This is a genomic window from Streptomyces sp. NBC_00984, from assembly GCF_045162475.1.
Lineage (GTDB): Bacteria > Actinomycetota > Actinomycetes > Streptomycetales > Streptomycetaceae > Streptomyces.
This window is the reverse complement of the sequence record NZ_CP108734.1, coordinates 4,880,792-4,899,202: the sequence shown is the minus strand read 5'-3', so window position 1 is coordinate 4,899,202 and position 18,411 is coordinate 4,880,792. Positions and strand designations below refer to the sequence as shown.

The 18,411-nt window shown below is 72.7% G+C and carries 17 protein-coding genes; 3 read left to right on the top strand and 14 right to left on the bottom strand.

The window, feature by feature from the left end; all coding sequences use genetic code 11:
- Positions 1-26: 26 nt before the first annotated feature.
- The 3 genes from OG520_RS21815 (at position 27) to OG520_RS21805 (ending at position 3,074) form a co-directional block, all read left to right on the top strand.
- Complete coding sequence (locus tag OG520_RS21815) at positions 27-1,004, top strand: ATP-binding cassette domain-containing protein (RefSeq protein WP_406014276.1); 978 nt, start codon at positions 27-29, stop codon at positions 1,002-1,004.
- Positions 1,001-2,635 (top strand): ABC transporter permease, encoded by a 1,635-nt coding sequence (locus OG520_RS21810; RefSeq protein WP_406014275.1) that lies wholly within the window; start codon positions 1,001-1,003, stop codon positions 2,633-2,635. The genes OG520_RS21815 and OG520_RS21810 overlap by 4 nt, the downstream gene beginning before the upstream one ends.
- A 109-nt stretch (positions 2,636-2,744) precedes the next feature.
- The gene (locus tag OG520_RS21805; RefSeq protein ID WP_399329316.1) at positions 2,745-3,074 is read left to right on the top strand and encodes a hypothetical protein; all 330 of its coding nucleotides are present in this window, start codon (positions 2,745-2,747) and stop codon (positions 3,072-3,074) included.
- A gap of 51 nt (positions 3,075-3,125) precedes the next feature.
- Here OG520_RS21805 and OG520_RS21800 read toward each other — a convergent pair whose 3' ends face one another.
- From OG520_RS21800 to OG520_RS21735, 14 genes are all read right to left on the bottom strand, one after another.
- Entirely contained in the window at positions 3,126-4,355 is a 1,230-nt protein-coding gene (locus tag OG520_RS21800; RefSeq protein WP_406014274.1) for a cytochrome P450, read from the bottom strand.
- Positions 4,356-4,473: 118 nt separating this feature from the next.
- Positions 4,474-5,151, bottom strand: coding sequence for a response regulator transcription factor (locus OG520_RS21795; RefSeq protein WP_266417374.1), 678 nt, complete (start codon positions 5,149-5,151; stop codon positions 4,474-4,476).
- The gene (locus tag OG520_RS21790; protein ID WP_406016537.1) at positions 5,148-6,470 is read right to left on the bottom strand and encodes a sensor histidine kinase; all 1,323 of its coding nucleotides are present in this window, start codon (positions 6,468-6,470) and stop codon (positions 5,148-5,150) included. The genes OG520_RS21795 and OG520_RS21790 overlap by 4 nt, the downstream gene beginning before the upstream one ends.
- Positions 6,471-6,612: 142 nt before the next feature.
- Positions 6,613-7,488, bottom strand: a complete 876-nt coding sequence (locus tag OG520_RS21785; RefSeq protein WP_399329314.1) for an alpha/beta hydrolase — start codon at positions 7,486-7,488, stop codon at positions 6,613-6,615.
- Positions 7,489-8,255: 767 nt separating this feature from the next.
- Positions 8,256-9,467, bottom strand: a complete 1,212-nt coding sequence (gene kynU, locus OG520_RS21780; RefSeq protein WP_406014273.1) for a kynureninase — start codon at positions 9,465-9,467, stop codon at positions 8,256-8,258.
- Positions 9,460-10,308, bottom strand: a complete 849-nt coding sequence (locus tag OG520_RS21775) for a tryptophan 2,3-dioxygenase family protein (RefSeq protein WP_389976976.1) — start codon at positions 10,306-10,308, stop codon at positions 9,460-9,462. The genes kynU and OG520_RS21775 overlap by 8 nt, the downstream gene beginning before the upstream one ends.
- Before the next feature lie 152 nt (positions 10,309-10,460).
- Positions 10,461-10,874, bottom strand: a complete 414-nt coding sequence (locus tag OG520_RS21770; protein WP_266417359.1) for a DUF3151 domain-containing protein — start codon at positions 10,872-10,874, stop codon at positions 10,461-10,463.
- 86 nt (positions 10,875-10,960) lie between these two features.
- Positions 10,961-12,487, bottom strand: coding sequence for an MFS transporter (locus OG520_RS21765; RefSeq protein ID WP_406014272.1), 1,527 nt, complete (start codon positions 12,485-12,487; stop codon positions 10,961-10,963).
- 62 nt (positions 12,488-12,549) lie between these two features.
- Positions 12,550-13,353: an ankyrin repeat domain-containing protein gene (locus OG520_RS21760; protein WP_406014271.1), complete on the bottom strand. Its 804-nt coding sequence runs from the start codon at positions 13,351-13,353 to the stop codon at positions 12,550-12,552.
- Between the two features lie 11 nt (positions 13,354-13,364).
- Complete coding sequence (locus OG520_RS21755) at positions 13,365-14,540, bottom strand: MalY/PatB family protein (RefSeq protein ID WP_406014270.1); 1,176 nt, start codon at positions 14,538-14,540, stop codon at positions 13,365-13,367.
- Positions 14,541-14,640: 100 nt separating this feature from the next.
- Positions 14,641-15,663 (bottom strand): class II fructose-bisphosphate aldolase, encoded by a 1,023-nt coding sequence (gene fbaA / locus OG520_RS21750; protein ID WP_266417350.1) that lies wholly within the window; start codon positions 15,661-15,663, stop codon positions 14,641-14,643.
- A gap of 212 nt (positions 15,664-15,875) precedes the next feature.
- The gene (pyrE, locus tag OG520_RS21745) at positions 15,876-16,415 is read right to left on the bottom strand and encodes an orotate phosphoribosyltransferase (RefSeq protein ID WP_136326594.1); all 540 of its coding nucleotides are present in this window, start codon (positions 16,413-16,415) and stop codon (positions 15,876-15,878) included.
- Positions 16,416-16,515: 100 nt separating this feature from the next.
- The gene (locus OG520_RS21740) at positions 16,516-17,316 is read right to left on the bottom strand and encodes an aldose 1-epimerase (RefSeq protein ID WP_406014269.1); all 801 of its coding nucleotides are present in this window, start codon (positions 17,314-17,316) and stop codon (positions 16,516-16,518) included.
- Positions 17,317-17,341: 25 nt separating this feature from the next.
- Positions 17,342-18,331: a carbon monoxide dehydrogenase gene (locus OG520_RS21735; protein ID WP_406014268.1), complete on the bottom strand. Its 990-nt coding sequence runs from the start codon at positions 18,329-18,331 to the stop codon at positions 17,342-17,344.
- Positions 18,332-18,411 lie beyond the last annotated feature (80 nt).

Here is an 18,411-nt window from a genome sequence, read left to right as displayed (position 1 = left end):
TTATGAAAGTAGCGTACGTTCAAAACATGACGAAGGCAATCACGGTGGCCGGACTGCACAAGTCGTTCGGTCGGACACACGCGCTGGACGGCCTCGACCTCACCGTCGAGGCCGGCGAGGTCCATGGCTTCCTCGGGCCCAACGGCTCCGGGAAGTCCACCACCATCCGGGTGCTGCTGGGTCTGCTGCGGGCCGACTCCGGCGCCGCCCAGCTGCTCGGCCGCGACCCGTGGCGCGACGCGGTGGAGCTCCACCGGAAGGTGGCGTACGTCCCGGGTGACGTCACGCTGTGGCGCAACCTCTCCGGCGGCGAGGTGATCGACCTGTACGGGAGCCTGCGCGGCGGCCTCGACCGGGCCCGGCGCGCGGGCCTCGTCGACCGGTTCGAGCTCGACCCGACCAAGAAGGGGCGTACGTACTCCAAGGGCAACCGCCAGAAGGTCGCTCTCGTCGCCGCCTTCGCCTCCGATGTGGATCTGCTGATCCTGGACGAACCCACCAGCGGACTCGACCCGCTGATGGAGGAGGTCTTCCAGGACTGCGTCGCCGAGGAGCGTGCGCGCGGGCGGACGGTCCTGCTCTCCAGCCACATCCTCAGCGAGGTCGAAACGCTCTGCGACCGGGTCAGCATCATCCGCCAGGGGCGGACGGTGGAGACGGGTTCGCTGGCGGACATGCGCCACCTGACGCGTACGAACATCAGCGCCGAGCTGGCCGGTGCGCCCGCCGGGCTCGACCGTCTGCCCGGCGTCCACGACCTCGACGTCCAGGGCCTGCGGGTCACGCTCCAGGTCGACACGGACAAGCTGGACGCCGTGCTCAAGTCGCTCACCGCGTCGGGCGTACGGACGCTGACCAGTACCCCGCCCACGCTGGAGGAGCTGTTCCTGCGCCACTACACGACGGACGCGGCGGACACGACGAACGCGACGAACGCGACGAACGCGAGGAACGCGACGGACGCGCCCGGCAGCGACGAGGGCGCGGGGGTGGCGGCGCGATGACTGCCGTGACCACGACCGCCCCGGCCGGCACCCGGCGCCGGACCAGGGCCGCGACCGGGCAGCTCGCCGGGACGTGGCCCCTGCTGCGGCTCGCACTGCGGCGCGACCGGATCATGCTGCCGATCTGGGTGCTCGCCCTCGGCGGCTCCTTCTCCTCCGTCGGCAGCTCCATCGCCTCGCTGTACGACACCGCCGCCCAGCGCGCCGAACTCGCCGCGTCGATGAACGGCAACAGCTCGCTCCGGGCGATGTACGGACCGGTCTTCGACGACTCGGTCGGCGGGCTCGTGAGCTGGCGGATGGCCGGCTTCGGAGCGGTCCTGGCGGCCGTGATGAGCCTGATCGTCGTCATCCGGCACACCCGGGAGGAAGAGGAGACCGGCCGCCAGGAGATGCTCTCCTCCGCGATGGTGGGACGCCGCGCCCCGCTGACCGCAGCGCTGCTCACCGCGGTGATCGCGAGCGTGGCGCTGGCGCTGGTGATCGTGGCGGGCCTGGCGGGGTCCGGCGCGGGCGGCGCCGGGGCGGTGGCGCTCGCCCTGGCAGTCGCCGGGACGGGTGTGCTGTTCGCCTGCACGGCCGCGATCACCGCGCAGTTCACCGAGAGCGCCCGGCTCGCCAAGGGGCTCACGGCGGCGGTGATCGGTGCCGCGTTCGTCCTGAAGGCGGCGGGCGACTCGGCGACGGACGACGGCTCTTCCGTGCTGACCTGGCTTTCCCCCCTCGGCTGGGCGGAGAACGTACGGGCGTACGCGGACGAGCGCTGGTGGGTGCTGCTCGTCTTCGCGGCAGCCGTGGCGGTCCAGGCCGTCCTCGCGTACGGCCTGGCCGGTCGGCGCGATGTCGGCATGAGCTTCCTGGCGACCAGACCGGGGCCCGCGCAGGGGCGGATCTCCACGGCGTTCGGTCTCGCGCTGCGGCTCCAGCGCGGTGCGCTGACCGGGTGGACGCTCTCCTTCGCCGTGGTCGGTGTCGCCTTCGGCGGACTGACCGGCGGGGCGGCCGATCTCGTCGGTGACAACGCGAAGACCCGGGAGATCTTCGAGCGGATGGGCGGACAGTCCGGTCTGACCGACGCGTTCCTTGCCACGATGGTCTCCGTGCTCGGGATGGTCGCTGCGCTGTACATCGTCGCGTCGGTGCTGCGGCTGCACGGCGAGGAGACCGCCGGACGCGCCGAGCCGGTGCTGGCGGGCGGAGTGGGCCGGATCGGGTGGGCGGCCGGCCATCTGGTCATCGCGTTCGGCGGCGCGGCCCTGCTCATGGTGGCCGGTGGCCTCGGCCTGGCCGCCGGCTACGGCCACGAACTCCCGGCCGTGCTGGGTGCGTCGCTGGCACAGCTGCCGGCGATCTGGCTGCTGGGCGGGGTGACGGTCCTGCTGTACGGGGCGTTCCCGAAGGCGGCGGTGGCGGCCTGGGGCATTACCGGGATCTGTCTGGCGCTGGGGTGGCTCGGGCCCGCCGTCGACATGCCGCAGGCGGTGATGGACGTGTCACCGTTCACGCATCTGCCGAAGCTGCCTGGTGGCACGGGAATGGAATGGGGCCCGGTGCTCGCGCTCACCGCCGTCGCGGCGGTGCTGGTCGGGGCCGGGGTGGCGGCATTGCGCAGACGCGATGTCCTGACCTGACAGTGACGTGGGGGGCCGGGAGCCCCGGCCAGGTGCAGGGACTCCCCGGCCAGGTGCAGGCTCGACGCGAGATGCAACCTCACCGCGGTGCCCCCGCGTCACCCCGTTCGTGGAGAACCGAAGCGAAGCCGTCCGCGGGATCGCAGGATGCCTGGTCGTCGCCGCGGGCGGGGCCGCCGGGGCGCTCGCCTGGGCGCCGTACGGCAGGCATGGCATCTTCGGCGGCTTCGAGGGCGCGACGGAGTGGAACGTGCTCTGGCTCGGGCTGCCGGTCATGGCGCTCGGCGGCATCACGGCCGGGCTCGTCCTCGTCGCCCTCGCGGGGCGGAAGTGGCGGCGGGCGCTCGGGGCGGCGGCGGCGCTCGCCGCCCTCACCGGTTTCGGGGTGGCCTTCGACGTACTGGAGGGCCCGCCCCTGGCCTGTGGGCCAGGATGCTGAGCGCCGGGCAGCCGGACGCCCGGCGCATCGGAGTCCCGGCCCGCGGCCTCGTCACAGCTCCACGCGGAGTTCCTTCAGGCCCCTGATCACATAGCCCGGGTTCCACTCCGGTTCGGCCGCAAGCCGCAGGTCCGGGGCGCGGCGCAGCAGCTCGCCGAAGGACGCGGCCAGTTCTACCCGGGCCAGCGGGGCGCCCAGGCAGAAGTGGATGCCCGCCCCGAAGGTGATGTGCGGGTTGTCCCGCCGGGCCAGGTCCAGGGTGTCCGGGGCGGTGAAGCGGGCCGGGTCGCGGTTGGCGGAGCCGAAGAGCAGGGCCACCTCCGAACCGCGCGGAATGACGGTGCCGTCGATCTCGATGTCGTCCAGGACCCAGCGCTCGAACATCTGCAACGGGGTGTCGTACCGCATCAGCTCCTCGATCGCCGTCGGCAGCAGCCCGTGGTCGGCGCGCAGGGCGGCCAGTTGCTCGGGGTGGCGCAGCAGGGTCCACCAGCCGTTCACGGTGGTGTTGACGGTCGCCTCGTGGCCGGCGTTCAGCAGCAGCACACAGGTGGAGATCATCTCCTGCTCGCTCAGCCGCTCCCCCTCGTCGTGGGCGGCGATGAGCGCGGAGATCAGATCCGTACCGGGGTTCCTGCGCCGCTCCTCGATCAGCTCGCGCAGATACGCGGAGAAGTCGAGCGAGGCGCGGACGGCGGCGCGGGCGGTCTCCTCGGACGGGTTCAGTTCGTACATTCCGCAGATCGCCGCGGACCAGGGCCGCAGCGGGGCCCGGTCGGACTCCGGGATGCCGAGCATCTCGGCGATGACGGCCACCGGCAGCGGCTCGGCGACCGCCGTGAGCAGATCGCCGCCGCCCGCCTCGACGAAGGAGTCGACCAGCTCGGCGGCCAGCCGCCGCACGGTCGGGACGAGCTGCTCGACCGTACGCGGGGTGAACGCCTTGGAGACCAGGCGCCGGATCCGGGTGTGGTCGGGGGCCTCCAGGTCGAGGATCCCCTGCCCGTTGAGGGTGTGGAAGGGCTCGTGCTCGGCGGGCGGCGGCGTGCGGCCGAACTCCTCGTGGGTGAAGCGGTGCAGATACGTGCGCCCCAGGCGACGGTCGCGCAGCAGCGCGGACACATCGGCGTGGTGCGGGACGAGCCACTGGTCGGTCGGCTCGAAGCGGTGCACCCGGCCGGTGGCGCGCAGCGCGGCGTAGGCGGGGTACGGGTCGGCGACGAAGGCCGGGGACCAGGGGGCGAAGGGGGCATCGGCCGCGGAACGGGGAGACGGGTGCATAGGCGGACGCTAACCGCACCCCACCGCCGCCGACCACCCACCCCGCACGCTTCCGCCCACTCCGCACGCTTCCACGCGCAACCGCACGCTTCCGCGCGCAACCCGCGCCCCCGGCACCTCAGGACGGTGTGACCAGCCGGGCCTCGTACGCGAAGACGGCCGCCTGGGTGCGGTCCCGCAGTCCCAGCTTCACCAGGATGCGGCTCACATGCGTCTTGATGGTGGACTCCGCGACCACCAGATGCGAGGCGATCTCGGCGTTGGACCGGCCCTGCGCGATGAGGACGAGCACCTCCGTCTCGCGCTCGGTGAGGTCGCCGATCCGGGCGAGGGCGGGCGAGCGCGGGGACTCCGCGAGCTTCGAGAACTCGTTGATCAGCCGCTTGGTGACGGTCGGGGCGAGCAGCGCCTCACCGGCGGCCACCACCCGTACCCCGTCGGCGAGCTGGCGCGCGGAGGCGTCCTTGAGGAGGAAGCCGGACGCCCCGGCGCGCAGCGCCTGGTAGACGTACTCGTCGAGGTCGAAGGTGGTCAGCACCAGCACCTTGGCGTCCGCGTCGGCGGCGACGATCTCGCGCGTGGCCTCGATGCCGTTGAGTTCCGGCATCCGGATGTCCATCAGGACCACATCGGGGCGCAGGGCCGCGACCTGCGCGATGGCCTGCCGGCCGTCGACCGCCTCGCCGACGACCTCGATCCCCGGCATGGCGTTGAGCAGTACCGAGAAGCCCTCGCGGACCATCATCTGGTCGTCCACGATCAGCACCCGGATGGGCGGGGTGGTGGGGGTGCTCATGCTCGGTCCGCCTGTTCCGCCCGCTCCGTCTTCCCGAACCCGACCGGCCCGGCCCCGCGCGTCCCGTCCTGCTCCTGGGACTCGGGATCGGCCTGTACGGGGATGAACGCGGCGATCTCGTAACCGCCCTCGCCCGTCGCCTCGGCCGTCATGTCGCCGTTCAGCATCGCGACCCGCTCCCGCATCCCCGTGATCCCGTGACCGGCCCCCGGCGAGGGCTTCACCGGACCGGTGGGCGGCCCGTTGACGACCCGCAGACCGAGCCCGCCCAGCACATAGCCGATCTCCACCTTGGCGGATGCGCCCGGTGCGTGCCGCAGCGTGTTGCTGAGGGCTTCCTGGATGATCCGGTACGCGGACAGCTCGACCCCCTGTGGCAGCTCACGCACCGCACCGGTGATCGTCTTCTCCGTCTCCAGGCCCGCCTCGCGCACATTGGCGAGGAGCCCGTCGAGCTGGGCGAGGGTGGGCTGCGGGGCGTCCGGCGCCTGGTAGCCCTCCGCCCGTACGACACCGAGGACCCGGCGCAGTTCAGTGAGGGCGGCGACGGCGTTCTCCCGGATCGTGACGAAGGCCTGCTCCAGCTCGGGCGGCGGATTCTCCACCCGGTACGGGGCGGCCTCGGCCTGGATCGCGACGACCGACATGTGGTGCGCGACCACGTCGTGCAGCTCACGGGCGATGGTCGTGCGCTCCTCCAGCAGCGTGCGCCGGTCGCGTTCGACGGCGGTCACGGTGCGCTGCACGGTCACCTCGCGCTCCGCCTCACGGCGGATCTGCACCATGGAGACCATGAGCAGGGCGAACGCGGAGGTCAGCGCCATGCCCACGGTGGTGGTCCCGGAGCGCCAGACGGCGTTCTCCATGAACGTGCCGAGCAGTACGGTCAGGCCCCACATCCAGGCGGCGGTGCGCGGCCCGGTCCTGACCGCGACGACGACCAGCACGACCAGGTGTGCGAAGAACGTGCTCGGCCCCCACGGCCACCCGTCGCCGCCGAGCACCGCGGTCACCGGGGTCGACGCGAGCGACATCCAGAACGCCCCGACCGGCCTGACCAGCGTCATCACGACGCAGACGGCCGGGAGCGCCGCGATCACCTCGGCGGGCGGAAAGCTCGTCCGGGAGGCCCCCGTCAGGAAGACGATGAGTGCGGCCAGCACCACCATCGCGTGCGGCGCCCAGGTGGCACGCGCCCGCACCCGCTTCGGCAGCCGGCGGACCACCGGCCCGTCGATCCGCAGCCGCGGCATCGGGCGGTAGGCGAACGCATCGTGGAAGAGGGCCTGCCGGAGGCCGCCTATCGCCCCCGCGGCCATCCGGTACTCCGGACTTCTGCTCTTGGTCTCGGTCACGCTTCCACGGTAGGGGGCGGGCCGGGCCCCGGTCGTCAGCAGTGATACGGATCCTGTGCCGTCCGTCGCAAGTACTACGGACTCCTCCGCACCGCCGTCCCCGCCCTCACCAGGCCAGCTGTGCGAGCTCCTCCGCCACCACCGCGCACGCGTCCGCCGCCGGGTCGATCAGCGGGTAGTGGCCGACGTCGGGCAGCAGGGTCAGCCCCACCGTCTCGCCCGCCTTCGCCGCCGCGTCGACGAACGCCTCCGCGACCGCCTGCGGCACATCGACATCGGTGGTGCCCTGCACCACGGTGGTGGCGATGCCGGTGGGCAGCAGCACGGCCGGGTCGGCGTGCGGGGCCCGCTCCCCGAAGTCCTCCTCGCGGCCGAGGAATTGACCGACCGCCCCGGAGCACACGTCCAGCCCGACGGCGGTGGCGAAGTCGGCGATCGGCGCGAGGGCGACGACGCCCCGCAGCTGCGGCGCCGCGGGCAGCCGCCACGGCGAGCCCTCGGGCAGTACGTGCCGGGCGGCGGCCCACAGGGCCAACTGCCCGCCCGCGGAGTGCCCGGTGACGACGATCCGCCGGGCATCGGCCTGAGGGAGTTCCCGGGCCAGCAGCGCCGGCAGGGCGTCCATCGCCGCGGCGACATCGTCGAAGGTCTCCGGCCAACGGCCCGCCACCGGGCCGGCCCCCCGCTGCTGCGGGATCTCGCTGCCGCGCCGGTACTCGACGCTGGCGACGGCGAATCCGCGCCGGGCCAGGAAGTCCGCGAACGGCGACACATGCTGCCGGTCGTACGGCGCCCGCCACGCCCCGCCGTGCAGGACGACCACGACCGGCGCCCCGGTCCGCCCGTCGCGCGGGGCGTAGAAGTCGATCAGCTGGTCGGGGTGGCTGCCGTAGGCGGCGGATGCGTCGGGCGCGACCGGTGGATGCGAGAGGGCCGACTCGGTCTCGGCTGCGTCCCGATCACGCGCGGCAGAATCCGACATGCTGCTCCAACCGTCCTGTAGCTGTGCCCAACTGGCCTGACCTGCGGGGACGGTACCAGTACGGAAGGCTCCCGTCCCCCGGCGGCGGACCGCCCGGTCCCACTCCCGCTCCAGCCGGTAGTAGTACGCCCCGTACAGACCGCCCTCGAGATCACCGAAGAAGTAGGTCCAGGGGCTGTCCTCGGAGAAGACCGCGGGATCGGCGCCGTCGAACTCGGCCCGCACCCCGTCGGCGAACCCGGCGAGCTCGGCGTAGGGCGCACGCTGGTCGCCGCCCGTGCACTCGCGCGCCACCCGGAGCTTTCGCCGGTGCAGCAGGCCGAGCAGGTGCCGCAGCGAGGAGAGATCCGCGTGCACCGGGCGGAAATCCCCCGGAAAGAGTGCGATCTCGTCCGGGAAGGCATGCACGGTGCCGTCGCCGAGGTGCACCAGCGTGGACCGTTCCACGGCGCAGTCCTCGGCCGCGAGGGGCGGGGCCATCCGGAACGGGCCCTGCGGGAAGCCCAGTTCGCACAGTACGCGGAGGTCGTCCGGCCGTCGCACCACGCCGGACAGGACCGTGCGCGAGGCCCGCACCCAGCCGGGCGGCGGCACGGTGGGGACGGGGCCGCCCTCGTCGCGGTCGATGCCGAAGATCATGTGGTGTACCCCCGTCGTCCGCCGCCGTCGCACCACATCCTGCCCGCGCCCGCGGCGGGTCAGGGCGTCGACAGCACCCTGACCCGCCCGGAACTCCCGGCCTGCCGACGGGACTTCTCAAACACGCCCTAGCCCGCCAGCGCCTCGGCCAGCTCCCGCGCCGCCCGTTCCACGTCCGCGAAACCGACGTACAGCGGCGTGAATCCGAACCGCAGCACGTCCGGCCGGCGCAGGTCCCCGACGACGCCCCGCGCGATGAGCGCGCTCATCACCGGCTCCGCGTCCGCGCAGCGCAGCGCGACCTGGCTGCCGCGTTCCGCGTGCGCGGCCGGGGTCACCGAGGTGACCCGGCCCTCGGGCACGTACCCGGCGACGCACTCCAGGAAGAAGTCCGTCAGCGCCAGGGACTTGGCCCGTACCGCCTCGACCGACACCCCGTCCCACACGACGAGCGAGGCTTCGAGCGCCAGCATGGAGAGGATGTCGGGGGTGCCGACCCGGCCCCGTACGGCGCCGTCGGCCGGTGCGTACGCGGGGGTCATGCCGAACGGGTCGGCGTGCGACGTCCACCCCGGCAGCGGTGAGTCGAAGACCGCCTGGTGGCGTTCGGCGACGTAGATGTAGGCGGGCGAACCGGGGCCGCCGTTCAGGTACTTGTACGTGCAGCCGACCGCCAGGTCCACGCCGTGCGCGTCGAGGCCGACGGGCAGGGCGCCCGCACTGTGGCACAGGTCCCAGATCGCGACGGCGCCCGCCGCGTGCACGGCTGCGGTGAGTCCGGGCAGGTCGTGGAGCCTGCCGGTGCGGTAGTCGACATGGTTGAGCAGAACGGCCGCGGTACGGGGGCCCAGCGCGCCGGGCACCTCGGCGGGGGCGACCGGGACGAGCCGGTGACCGGTCATCCGGGCCGCGGACTCGGCGATGTACCCGTCCGTGGGGAAGGTCGTCGCGTCGACGAGGATCTCGTCGCGCCCCTCCGGCGCCAGCCGGGTGGCCGCGACGACGGCCTTGAAGACGTTCACGCTGGTCGAGTCGCCGACGACGATCTGCCCGGCGGCGGCCCCGACGAGCGGGGCGATCCGGTCACCGATCCGTTCCGGCGCGGTCCACCAGCCGCTCTCGTCCCAGGACCGGATGCGCAGCTCTCCCCACTCGCGGGTGAGGACCTCCTGAACCCGGGCGGGTACGTGCGCCGGCAGCGCGCCGAGCGAGTTGCCGTCGAGGTACACCCCGTCGTCGAGGGTGAACAGCTTCCGCAGATCGGCGAGTTGATCGGCGGCGTCGAGTGCCGCGGCCCGCGCGGCGAGGGTCCCGGACATGGCGGCGAAGGACTCAGACATGGCTGCGCGCCGTCCACAGCTCGGGGAAGACGTTCTTCGTGGCCCGCTTCTCCAACCAGGCGACCCCGGCGGAGCCGCCGGTCCCGGTCTTCGAACCCATCGCGCGCCGGGTGGCGACGAGATGGTCGTTGCGCCAGCGCCACACCAGTTCACCGACGTCGGTGAGCGCCTCGCCGAGCCGGACCAGCTCGTCGTGGCGCTCGGGGTCGGCGTATATCTCCGCCCAGACCGCCTCGACCTCGGAGGACGGCTCGTACTTCTGCGCCAGGTCCCGGCCGAGCACGGCCTGCGGCACGGCGAACCCGCGCCGGGCGAGCAGGGCGAGCGTCTCGTCGTAGAGACTCGGCTCGCCGAGCGCCTTCTCCAGCTCGGCGTGGACGCGGGGCGCGCCCCGGTGCGGCACGAGCATGGACGCGGACTTGTCGCCGAGCAGGAACTCCATCCGCCGGTACATCGCCGACTGGAATCCGGATCCCTCGCCGAGGGCGGAGCGGTAGGAGTTGAACTGGGCGGGGGTGAGCTGGGCGAGCGGGGTCCAGGAGGCGTTGAGCGCCTCCAACTCCCGCACCGAGCGCTTGAGCGCGTCGCGTGCGACGGTCAGCCGGTCCTCGCGCAGGGCGTGCGCGGCGGTCTCCCACTCGTGGACGATGACGGTGAACCACAGCTCCATGACCTGGGTGGTGACCAGGAAGACCATCTCGCCCGGATCGTCGGAGCGAGGGTGCTGGAGATGGGTCAGGACATCCGCCTGGACATAGTCCTCGTACGGAGTCGTTCCCGCGAAGTCGAGGTGCGGGGTCTGCGCACCGGTGGCTTCGGGGTCGGGGTGGATCGTCGACATTGCTGTCTCCTCGACACAAGCTTCCGGGTAGCGGTCCGCCCCTTCCGTGAGGTGATGGAGCTCCGGTCCCCTGTCGGCATCCTAGACGGACGCCCCAGGAGTGCGCAGACCCCGCGGACGTACCACCTGTCCGCGGGGTCCGGCGGAAAGCTCTAGCCGAGGGTCTCGGCGGCGGTCGGCGAGGACTCGCGCAGGAACGTCGAGCAGCGCTCGTACTCCTCCTGCTCACCGATCGACCGGGCGGCCCGCGCCAGGGCGTGCAGGGCGCGCAGGAAGCCGCGGTTCGGCTCGTGCTCGAACGGTACGGGGCCGTGGCCCTTCCAGCCGGCCCTGCGCAATGCGTCGAGGCCGCGGTGGTAGCCGGTGCGGGCGTAGGCGTACGACTCGATGACGCGGCCGCCGTCGAACGCCTCGTCGGCGAGCTGTGCCCAGGCCAGGGAGGAGGTCGGGTACTTCGCGGCGACATCGGCGGGAGCCGTGCCGTTCGCGAGCAGTTCGCGCGGCTCCGGGTCGTCGGGCAGGTGGGTCGGGGGAGGGCCCCCGAGCAGGTTCTCGTGGATCGACATGGGTTCAAGTGTGCCTGGCACATGCGTGCCGGGGGTACCCGGGCGCCGGGCCGGCGCCCGTCAGCTCGGACGGCCGGCTCGGGCGGTCAGCTCGCGCCCGGGTTCTCCTCCTTCTCGTGCACGGGCTCCAGGGGTGGGGCGGCGATGCCGCAGTGCACCGTGCACTCGGGCCGCGCCTGCTCCTCCTCGTCGGCCGCGACCGGGGGTCTGCGTACCGTCGCCCAGGCGATCACCGCCCCCAGCACGAGCAGCCCGGCGCACATCGGCATGGCCCGGCGGAAGGTCACCGCGAACTCGTCGGGGTTCCGGTAGGCCTCCGGGCCCATTCCGGCGAGCAGCGGCAGCGCGGCCACCGCGATCAGCCCCGCGGCGCGGGCGGCCGCGTTGTTGATCCCGCTGGCGAGGCCGGCCCGTGCGGTGTCCACGGAGGCCAGGACGGTCGCGGTGAGCGGGGCGACCATGGTGACGAGTCCGACGCCGAGGACGGCGACCGCGGGAAGCACATCGGTGAGGTAGCCGGAGACGGAATTCGATCCGGGCCCGACCCGCAGCATCAGCAGCATTCCCGCGGCGGCGACCAGCGGGCCGGCGGTGAGCGGGATACGGGGCCCGATGCGCTGCCCCAGTTCACCCGAGGCGGCCGAGAAGAGCAGCATCAGGACCGTCGTCGGCAGCAGCGCCGTGCCCGCGCCGAGCGCCGAGTACCCGGCCACCACCTGGAGCTGGATCGCGGCGAGGAAGAAGTAGCCGCCGAGCGCCGCGTACACGCAGAGGGTGATGATGTTGACGACGGTGAACTGCCGGGACGCGAAGACGGAGGGCGGCAGCATCGGTTCCGCCCGGGTGCGCTCCACCCGTACGAAGACCGCCCCGAGCAGGACCCCGCCGACGGCCGCCCCGATCACCACGCCGGACGCCCCCTGCCCCGGCGCCTCGATCAGCGCGTAGGTCACCAGGGCGAGGGCGAGGGCCGCGAGCACGGCGCCCAGCACGTCGAAGCGCCCGTGTGCGTGCGGATCGCGCGACTCCGGTACGTGGCGCAGCGCCACCGGCACGCAGACCACGGCGAGCGGCACGTTGAGCAGGAACACCCACCGCCAGCCCGGCCCGTCGACGAGCCATCCGCCGACGAACGGCCCGATCGCGGCCCCGACCCCGCCGAGCCCCGACCACAGTCCGACCGCGCGGGCCCGGTCGTCGGGGTGGAAGCTCGCCTGGATCAGGGCCAGCGAACCGGGCGTGAGGAGCGCCCCGCCGATGCCCTGGAGGGCACGGGCGGCGATCAGGACGGCGGCGTTCGGCGCCAGGCCGCACAGCACGGACGCGGCGGCGAACCAGACGACGCCGACGACGAAGACCCGCCGCCGCCCGTACCGGTCGCCCAGGGCGCCGCCGAGGAGGATCAGCCCGGCGAGGGTCAGCATGTAGGCGTTGACGGTCCACTGGAGGGCGGCCAGGTCGGTGCCGAGGTCCTTGCCGATACGGGGCAGGGCGACGTTGATGACGGTGGAGTCCAGCATGGCCATGCTGGAGCCGAGGACGGTGGTGAGGACGACCCAGCGTCCGGTGGCGGAGGCGACGCGGATGGCTCCCGTCTCGGCTGCGTCAGGCATACGAGCAGCATCCCCGCTCCGTGCCGGGAGGGCCATCGGGCGGGGGCGCCCGGCCGGCGGGGTCAGCCCGTCAGGTCGACGGAGGGGCGGCTGTCGCCCGCACCGTTCCAGTCCACGGGGAAGCCGGCTCCGCGGAACGCCCGGACGACGAGTTCACCGGCGTGTTCCATCTTCCGGGTGCTGCCGTCCGGTGCGCCCCAGAACGCCAGGAGGAGGTGTCCCGTCTTCCGGGCGCGTGCGGCGTCCTGGCGCGTGTAGTAGCAGAACCCGACGAGGCCGTCCGGGCCGCGGCCCCGTTCCCCGGCGGCCTCGGAGCAGTCGTCGAAGCCGTCGGACTGGGTGGTTCCGGTGTCGGCGAGGGCGACGAACCCCGCCGCGTCCAGCCCGGCCAGCACCTCACCGATCCGCTTCTTCGCCGCGCGCCATTCCGCCCGCGACAGCTTCCGCTCCGGCGCGGGCCCCGGCTCGTCCGGTGCCGGCGGCCCGACTCCGGCGGCAGCGGCCAGGAGCGCGGCGACCTCCGGGGCCCAGGCGTTGACGGTGACGTGGTTGCCATGGCCGTCGGTGATGTCGGGGTCCGCCCCGCGGGCGATCAGCAGCTCGACGGCTTCGGGCGACTGCGAGAACTCGGCGGCGAGGTAGAGGGCGGTGCGCCCGTCACCGCCCGAATGCTCCACGGGCGCCCCGGCGTCCAGCAGCGCGGCGAGGACGGCGGCCGCACGGGCCGGGTCCGCCTCCGCCCCCGTCGCGGCCCGGTGCAGGAGGCTCCACCCCTGCTCATCGACCGCGGCGACATCGAATCCGGCGTCCAGGGCGGCCCGCACCGCGGCAAGGTCGCCGTCGCGCGCGGCTTCGAACACATCCATGGCGGCAGACCCTACGACGCCCGCGCCGTCACGGCGCGTACGCCCCGGATCAGCGCATCCACCCCGGCCTCCGCCTTGGAGCGCGGGCACCCCACGTTCAGCCGCACGAAGCCCTCCGCCCCGTACACACCGCCCGGCATCACCGCGACCTTCTCCTGCTCGACCAGCACCCGCTGCAAGGCCTCGTCGCCGTCGACGCCCGCGGGCCGCAGATCGATCCAGGCCAGATATCCGGCCTGCGGCGGCTGCCACCCCAGCTCCGGGAACGCCTCGTTCAGCCGCTGCGCGACCAGCGCCAGATTCCCGGCGACATACCCCCGGAGCGCGTCCAGCCACGCCTCCGACTCCCGGTACGCGGCGATGTGCGCGGTCAGCGACAGCACCGCCGGGGAGGCGAGCCCCTCCGCCGTCTCCATCCGGCGCAGGAATTCCGCCCGGTCGGCCGGATCACTGATCAGCCCGTACGAACCGGTCAGCGCCGGGAAGTTGAACGCCTTCGACGCGGAGGTGACCAGCGCCCAGCGCCCGTCGCCCGCGACCCGGGTCCACGGCACATGCGCATGCCCCTCGTGCACGAAGTCCGCGTGTATCTCGTCGCTGATCACCGCGACCCCGTACCGCGCGGCGAGCGACGCCATCTCGCCCAGCTCCGCCTCCGTCCACACCCGGCCCGTCGGATTGTGCGGCGAGCACAGGACCAGGACCTTGCTGTCGGGGCGGGCGAGCTCGCGTTCCAGCGCGGCCCGGTCCCCCACCGGCACGCCCCGCAGCTCACGCCCGAGCCCGGTGATCGCCTTGCGGAAACCGTCGTAGGTGGGGGTGTGGACAACCACGCCCTCGCCCTGCGACGTCCACATCTGCAGCAGTTGCGAGAGCTGGCTGAGCACGGAGGGCCCGTACACCAGCTGCCCGGTGTCCACCTCCGTGCCGTGCCGGGTCGCGTACCAGTGGGCTATCGCCGAGCGGAAGTCGTCCTGCCGCCAGTCCGTGTAGCCGAACACCCCGTGGTCGAGACGGGAGCGCAGTGCGCTCAGCACCTGCGGGGCGGTCTCGAAGTCCATGTCGGAGATGGTGAACGGCAGCAGCCCGTCCACCCCGAACCGGTCCGCCACCCCGTCCCACTGGACGCACCAGGTGCCCCGGCGGTCGACGACGGTGTCGAAGTCATAGCGCGCAGTGGAACTCACAGCGACCCCTCATATATCGCTCGGAAGACGTCTCTCGGACATGCCATGGGCCCGGCACCCCACGGGATACCGGGCCCACGACCACACTTCGTACCGGCTGCTACTTCAGCTTGGTACCGGTGGAGCGCAGGTTGGCGCAGGCCTCCGTGACGCGCTTGGCCATGCCCGCCTCGGCGGACTTGCCCCAGCTGCGCGGGTCGTAGACCTTCTTGTTGCCGACCTCGCCGTCGACCTTCAGCACACCGTCGTAGTTGCGGAACATGTGGTCCACGATCGGGCGGGTGAAGGCGTACTGGGTGTCGGTGTCGAGGTTCATCTTCACGACGCCGTTCTCCAGCGCGGTGGCGATCTCCTGCTCGGTGGAGCCGGAGCCGCCGTGGAAGACGAAGTCGAACGGCGACTTCTTGCCGTACTTGGCGCCGACGCCCTCCTGGAGGTCCTTCAGCAGCTCGGGACGGAGCACGACGTTGCCCGGCTTGTAGACACCGTGGACGTTGCCGAAGGAGGCGGCCAGCAGGTAGCGGCCCTTCTCACCCAGGCCGAGCGCCTCGGCGGTGCGCAGCGCGTCGTCGACGGTGGTGTACAGCTCGTCGTTGATCTCGTGCGTGACGCCGTCCTCCTCGCCGCCGGTCGGGGTGATCTCGACCTCAAGAATGATCTTGGCGGCGGCGGCCTTGGCCAGCAGCTCCTGGCCGATGGCCAGGTTGTCGGCCAGCGTCTCGGCCGAACCGTCCCACATGTGGCTCTGGAACAGCGGGTTCTCACCCCGGGCGACGCGCTCGGCGGAGATGTCGAGCAGCGGACGTACGTAACCGTCCAGCTTGTCCTTGGGGCAGTGGTCGGTGTGCAGCGCGACCGTGATGTCGTACTTGGCGGCGACGATGTGCGCGAACTCGGCCAGGGCGACGGCGCCGGTGACCATGTCCTTGTTGTACTGGCCGCCCAGGAATTCCGCCCCACCGGTGGAGATCTGGACGATGCCGTCGCTCTCCGCCTCCGCGAAGCCGCGCAGTGCAGCGTGCAGGGTCTGGGTCGACGTCACATTGATGGCCGGGTAGGCGAACTTGCCTGCCTTCGCCCGGTCGAGCATCTCGGCGTAGACCTCGGGGGTTGCGATGGGCATCTGACCGCTCCTTGGGATGTGCGGGTGTGCGTGCTGGTTCCCTGACCTGGGGGCGACGTCATCGTCGCCCCCATCTTTCCAGACTCTCGCTCCGGCTCCACCCGGCCCACCGCCCCAGCGCTCCGGCGCACGGAGCCCGGACCTGCGGAAGGGGTGGGCCGTTTCACGTGAAACGGCCCACCCCCGGAAGAAACCGCAGGTCGGGCCGGTCGTCAGGCCAGGTCGAGATCGGCCACCGAGTAGACGTGGACATACGGGAGACCGGCCTCGGCGATGGCCGGAGCCGCACCGCGCTCCACGATCACGGCCACGGCCACGACCTCGCCACCGGCCTCGCGCACCGCCTCGACGGCCGTCAGCGGCGAACCGCCGGTGGTCGAGGTGTCCTCGACCACCAGACAGCGGCGGCCCTTCACGTCCGTGCCCTCGATGCGGCGCTGCATCCCGTGCGCCTTCTGCGCCTTGCGGACGACGAACGCGTCCAGCTCCTGCCCGCGCGCGGCGGAGGCGTGCAGCATCGAGGTGGCGACCGGGTCGGCGCCCAGCGTCAGCCCGCCCACGCAGTCGTAGTCCAGCTCGGCGGTCGCGTCGAGCATGACCTGACCGACCATCGGAGCGGCCTTGCCGTCCAGCGTGATGCGGCGCAGGTCGATGTACCAGTCGGCCTCAAGACCCGAGGAGAGGGTCACCTTGCCGTGTACCACGGCCTTGTCCTTGATCTGCTGGAGCAGCTCAGCACGTACGTCAGTCATGGCTACGAGCTTAAGGCGCGCGTCTCACATCAACTCGCGCCGACTCCTGAGCCGGGCCGGAGCCGAGTCGGGGCCGGGCCGGAGCCGAGTCGGGGCCGGGTCAGAGCCGGCGCCAGCTCCACGTCGTCGAGATCTCCAGCGGATCGATCGGGGTGACATAGCGGGGCGCGGTGTTCAGCCCGTTCGGCGGGCCGGACTGCGGCTCCACACAGACCGCCTCGTCCTGCTCGTCGTAGATCACGACCCACTCGTCCCGGCTCTTCACGGTCAGCTCCAGCTGCTCCGGCCAGGTGAGCGTCACCTCGACGCCGTCCGGCATCCCGAAGCAGTCGTCCCAGGGGCCGCCCAGGGGCGGGACGCGGCGGCCGGTCGGGAGATGGTCCTCGCCCCGCTCCTCCTGCCAGGCCGGGTCGAAGGCCAGCTGCGCGTCCTTGCCACCCCCGCCGAGGTTGCGCAGGAACCAGGGGTGCCAGCCGGCCTGCGCCGGGAACGAGTCCCCGTACGTCTCGATGCCGAAGGCGAGCGTGAGCGAATCCTCGGCCAGCTCGAAGGTCTGGGTCACCCGGCCCGGATACGGCCAGGGGTCGACGAGGTCGTAGTAGAACGACGCCTCCCGCTCGCCCAGCCGGGCGGTGTGCCAGGCGGTGTCCCGGCCGGTGCCGTGGATGGCGTGCGGCGGGGAGTTGAGCGGCAACCGGTGCGGGACATCGCCGTTGTGGAACAGCCCGTTCCCGGTGCGCCCGCACCACGGCACCATCGGGAAGCAGCCGTACCGCTCCCCCTGCCGCAGCAGCTCGGTGCCACCGATCCGCAGACTGTCGATGCGACAGCCGTTGGCGGGATTCACGGTCAACTCTGCGTCGCCGACGGACAGCCGGACGTCCTTCTCGCTGCTACTCACCCGACCGAGATTACTGGCGCGACCGCTACCGCCGCCGCCTCAGTGCCCGGCTCACCACCACGGCGGACGCCAGCGCGAGCGCGGCAGCCGGGGCGACCCAGCGGAGCGTGGCGCCCGCGGTGGTCGAATCGGGTGACGGAACGGGCGCGTACCGGCCGCGCGGCGGCGCGTGGTCGACCTCCTCGGCGCTGCGGCCGATCATGGTGCGCCTGGCGTGCGCGGCCTCCGCCGGAGGGCCCTCGGGGACGGTGAACTCCACCTCGGAGACCGGGTCGAGCGACGGCGGGGGCACGGGCGCGTCGAAGACGGCGCCGGTACCCGGCGGGTTCCCGGGCTCCTCCGGCTCCTCCGGCTCCCCCGCGGTGGGCTCCTCGGGCTTTCCCGCGCCCGCGGAGGGCGCCTCGTCGGCCGCCGCGTCATGGGTGGGCGGGGTGTCGTCGGCGACGGTGGCCGCGCCGGTCGTGTCGGCCTCCTCGGCCGCCTCCTCGATGGCCTGCTCCACCGCTTCCCCGACGGACCGCTCGGCCTCCCCGGTCTCCTCGCCCATCTCTTCGCCGGCCGCCAGCGTCTCCGTCACCAGCTGCTGGGCGAAGCGGTCCAGCAGCCGGCGGGCCGCCGCGAGCGCCGCCGCCGCGTCCAGCTCCAGCAGCCGGCCGTCACCGCTCGCCGTACCCGCGAACCCGATCGCCGTACCGCCGTCCCGCTCGGTCAGGCCGATGGTCAGGGTCAGCTTCGCCGAGCCGCTTCCCCTGGCCTCGGAGCCCTCGCCGGTCACCAGGACCGCTTCCCCGCGCGCCCCCTCCGGGCCGTCCTGCGGCGCATCGGTGAGTCTCAGCGCGCCGCGGTACGTGATCGTGTGGCCGTCGACCCGGATCTTGAGCCGGCCGGACAGCGGGCCCGCGGCCGCGTCGGCGTCCTGCTGAAGCCCCGGCACGCATCGCGCGACGCGGGCGGGGTCACCCAGCGTCCGCCGGAGGGACGGGACCGGAACCGGAACGAACACCTCATGCTCCATGGAAACCGAGCCTACTCAGCCCCGGCCGTCACGTCAGCGGTTCCACCCCGCGAGACCACGGGGCACACGGGCCACGCCCC

Bases quoted from the DNA above. Each gene is read 5' to 3' on its own strand.
- OG520_RS21795 (WP_266417374.1), bottom strand. From the start codon at position 5,151: ATGAGCACCCCCACCACCCCGCCCATCCGGGTGCTGATCGTGGACGAC.
- OG520_RS21785 (WP_399329314.1), bottom strand. From the start codon at position 7,488: ATGTCGGATTCTGCCGCGCGTGATCGGGACGCAGCCGAGACCGAGTCG.
- OG520_RS21760 (WP_406014271.1), bottom strand. From the start codon at position 13,353: ATGGATGTGTTCGAAGCCGCGCGCGACGGCGACCTTGCCGCGGTGCGG.
- pyrE (WP_136326594.1), bottom strand. From the start codon at position 16,415: ATGACTGACGTACGTGCTGAGCTGCTCCAGCAGATCAAGGACAAGGCC.
- OG520_RS21770 (WP_266417359.1), bottom strand. From the start codon at position 10,874: ATGTCGATCCACGAGAACCTGCTCGGGGGCCCTCCCCCGACCCACCTG.
- OG520_RS21765 (WP_406014272.1), bottom strand. From the start codon at position 12,487: ATGCCTGACGCAGCCGAGACGGGAGCCATCCGCGTCGCCTCCGCCACC.
- OG520_RS21810 (WP_406014275.1), top strand. From the start codon at position 1,001: ATGACTGCCGTGACCACGACCGCCCCGGCCGGCACCCGGCGCCGGACC.
- OG520_RS21790 (WP_406016537.1), bottom strand. From the start codon at position 6,470: ATGGCCGCGGGGGCGATAGGCGGCCTCCGGCAGGCCCTCTTCCACGAT.
- fbaA (WP_266417350.1), bottom strand. From the start codon at position 15,663: ATGCCCATCGCAACCCCCGAGGTCTACGCCGAGATGCTCGACCGGGCG.
- OG520_RS21735 (WP_406014268.1), bottom strand. From the start codon at position 18,331: ATGGAGCATGAGGTGTTCGTTCCGGTTCCGGTCCCGTCCCTCCGGCGG.
- OG520_RS21800 (WP_406014274.1), bottom strand. From the start codon at position 4,355: ATGCACCCGTCTCCCCGTTCCGCGGCCGATGCCCCCTTCGCCCCCTGG.
- OG520_RS21815 (WP_406014276.1), top strand. From the start codon at position 27: ATGACGAAGGCAATCACGGTGGCCGGACTGCACAAGTCGTTCGGTCGG.
- kynU (WP_406014273.1), bottom strand. From the start codon at position 9,467: ATGTCTGAGTCCTTCGCCGCCATGTCCGGGACCCTCGCCGCGCGGGCC.
- OG520_RS21775 (WP_389976976.1), bottom strand. From the start codon at position 10,308: ATGTCGACGATCCACCCCGACCCCGAAGCCACCGGTGCGCAGACCCCG.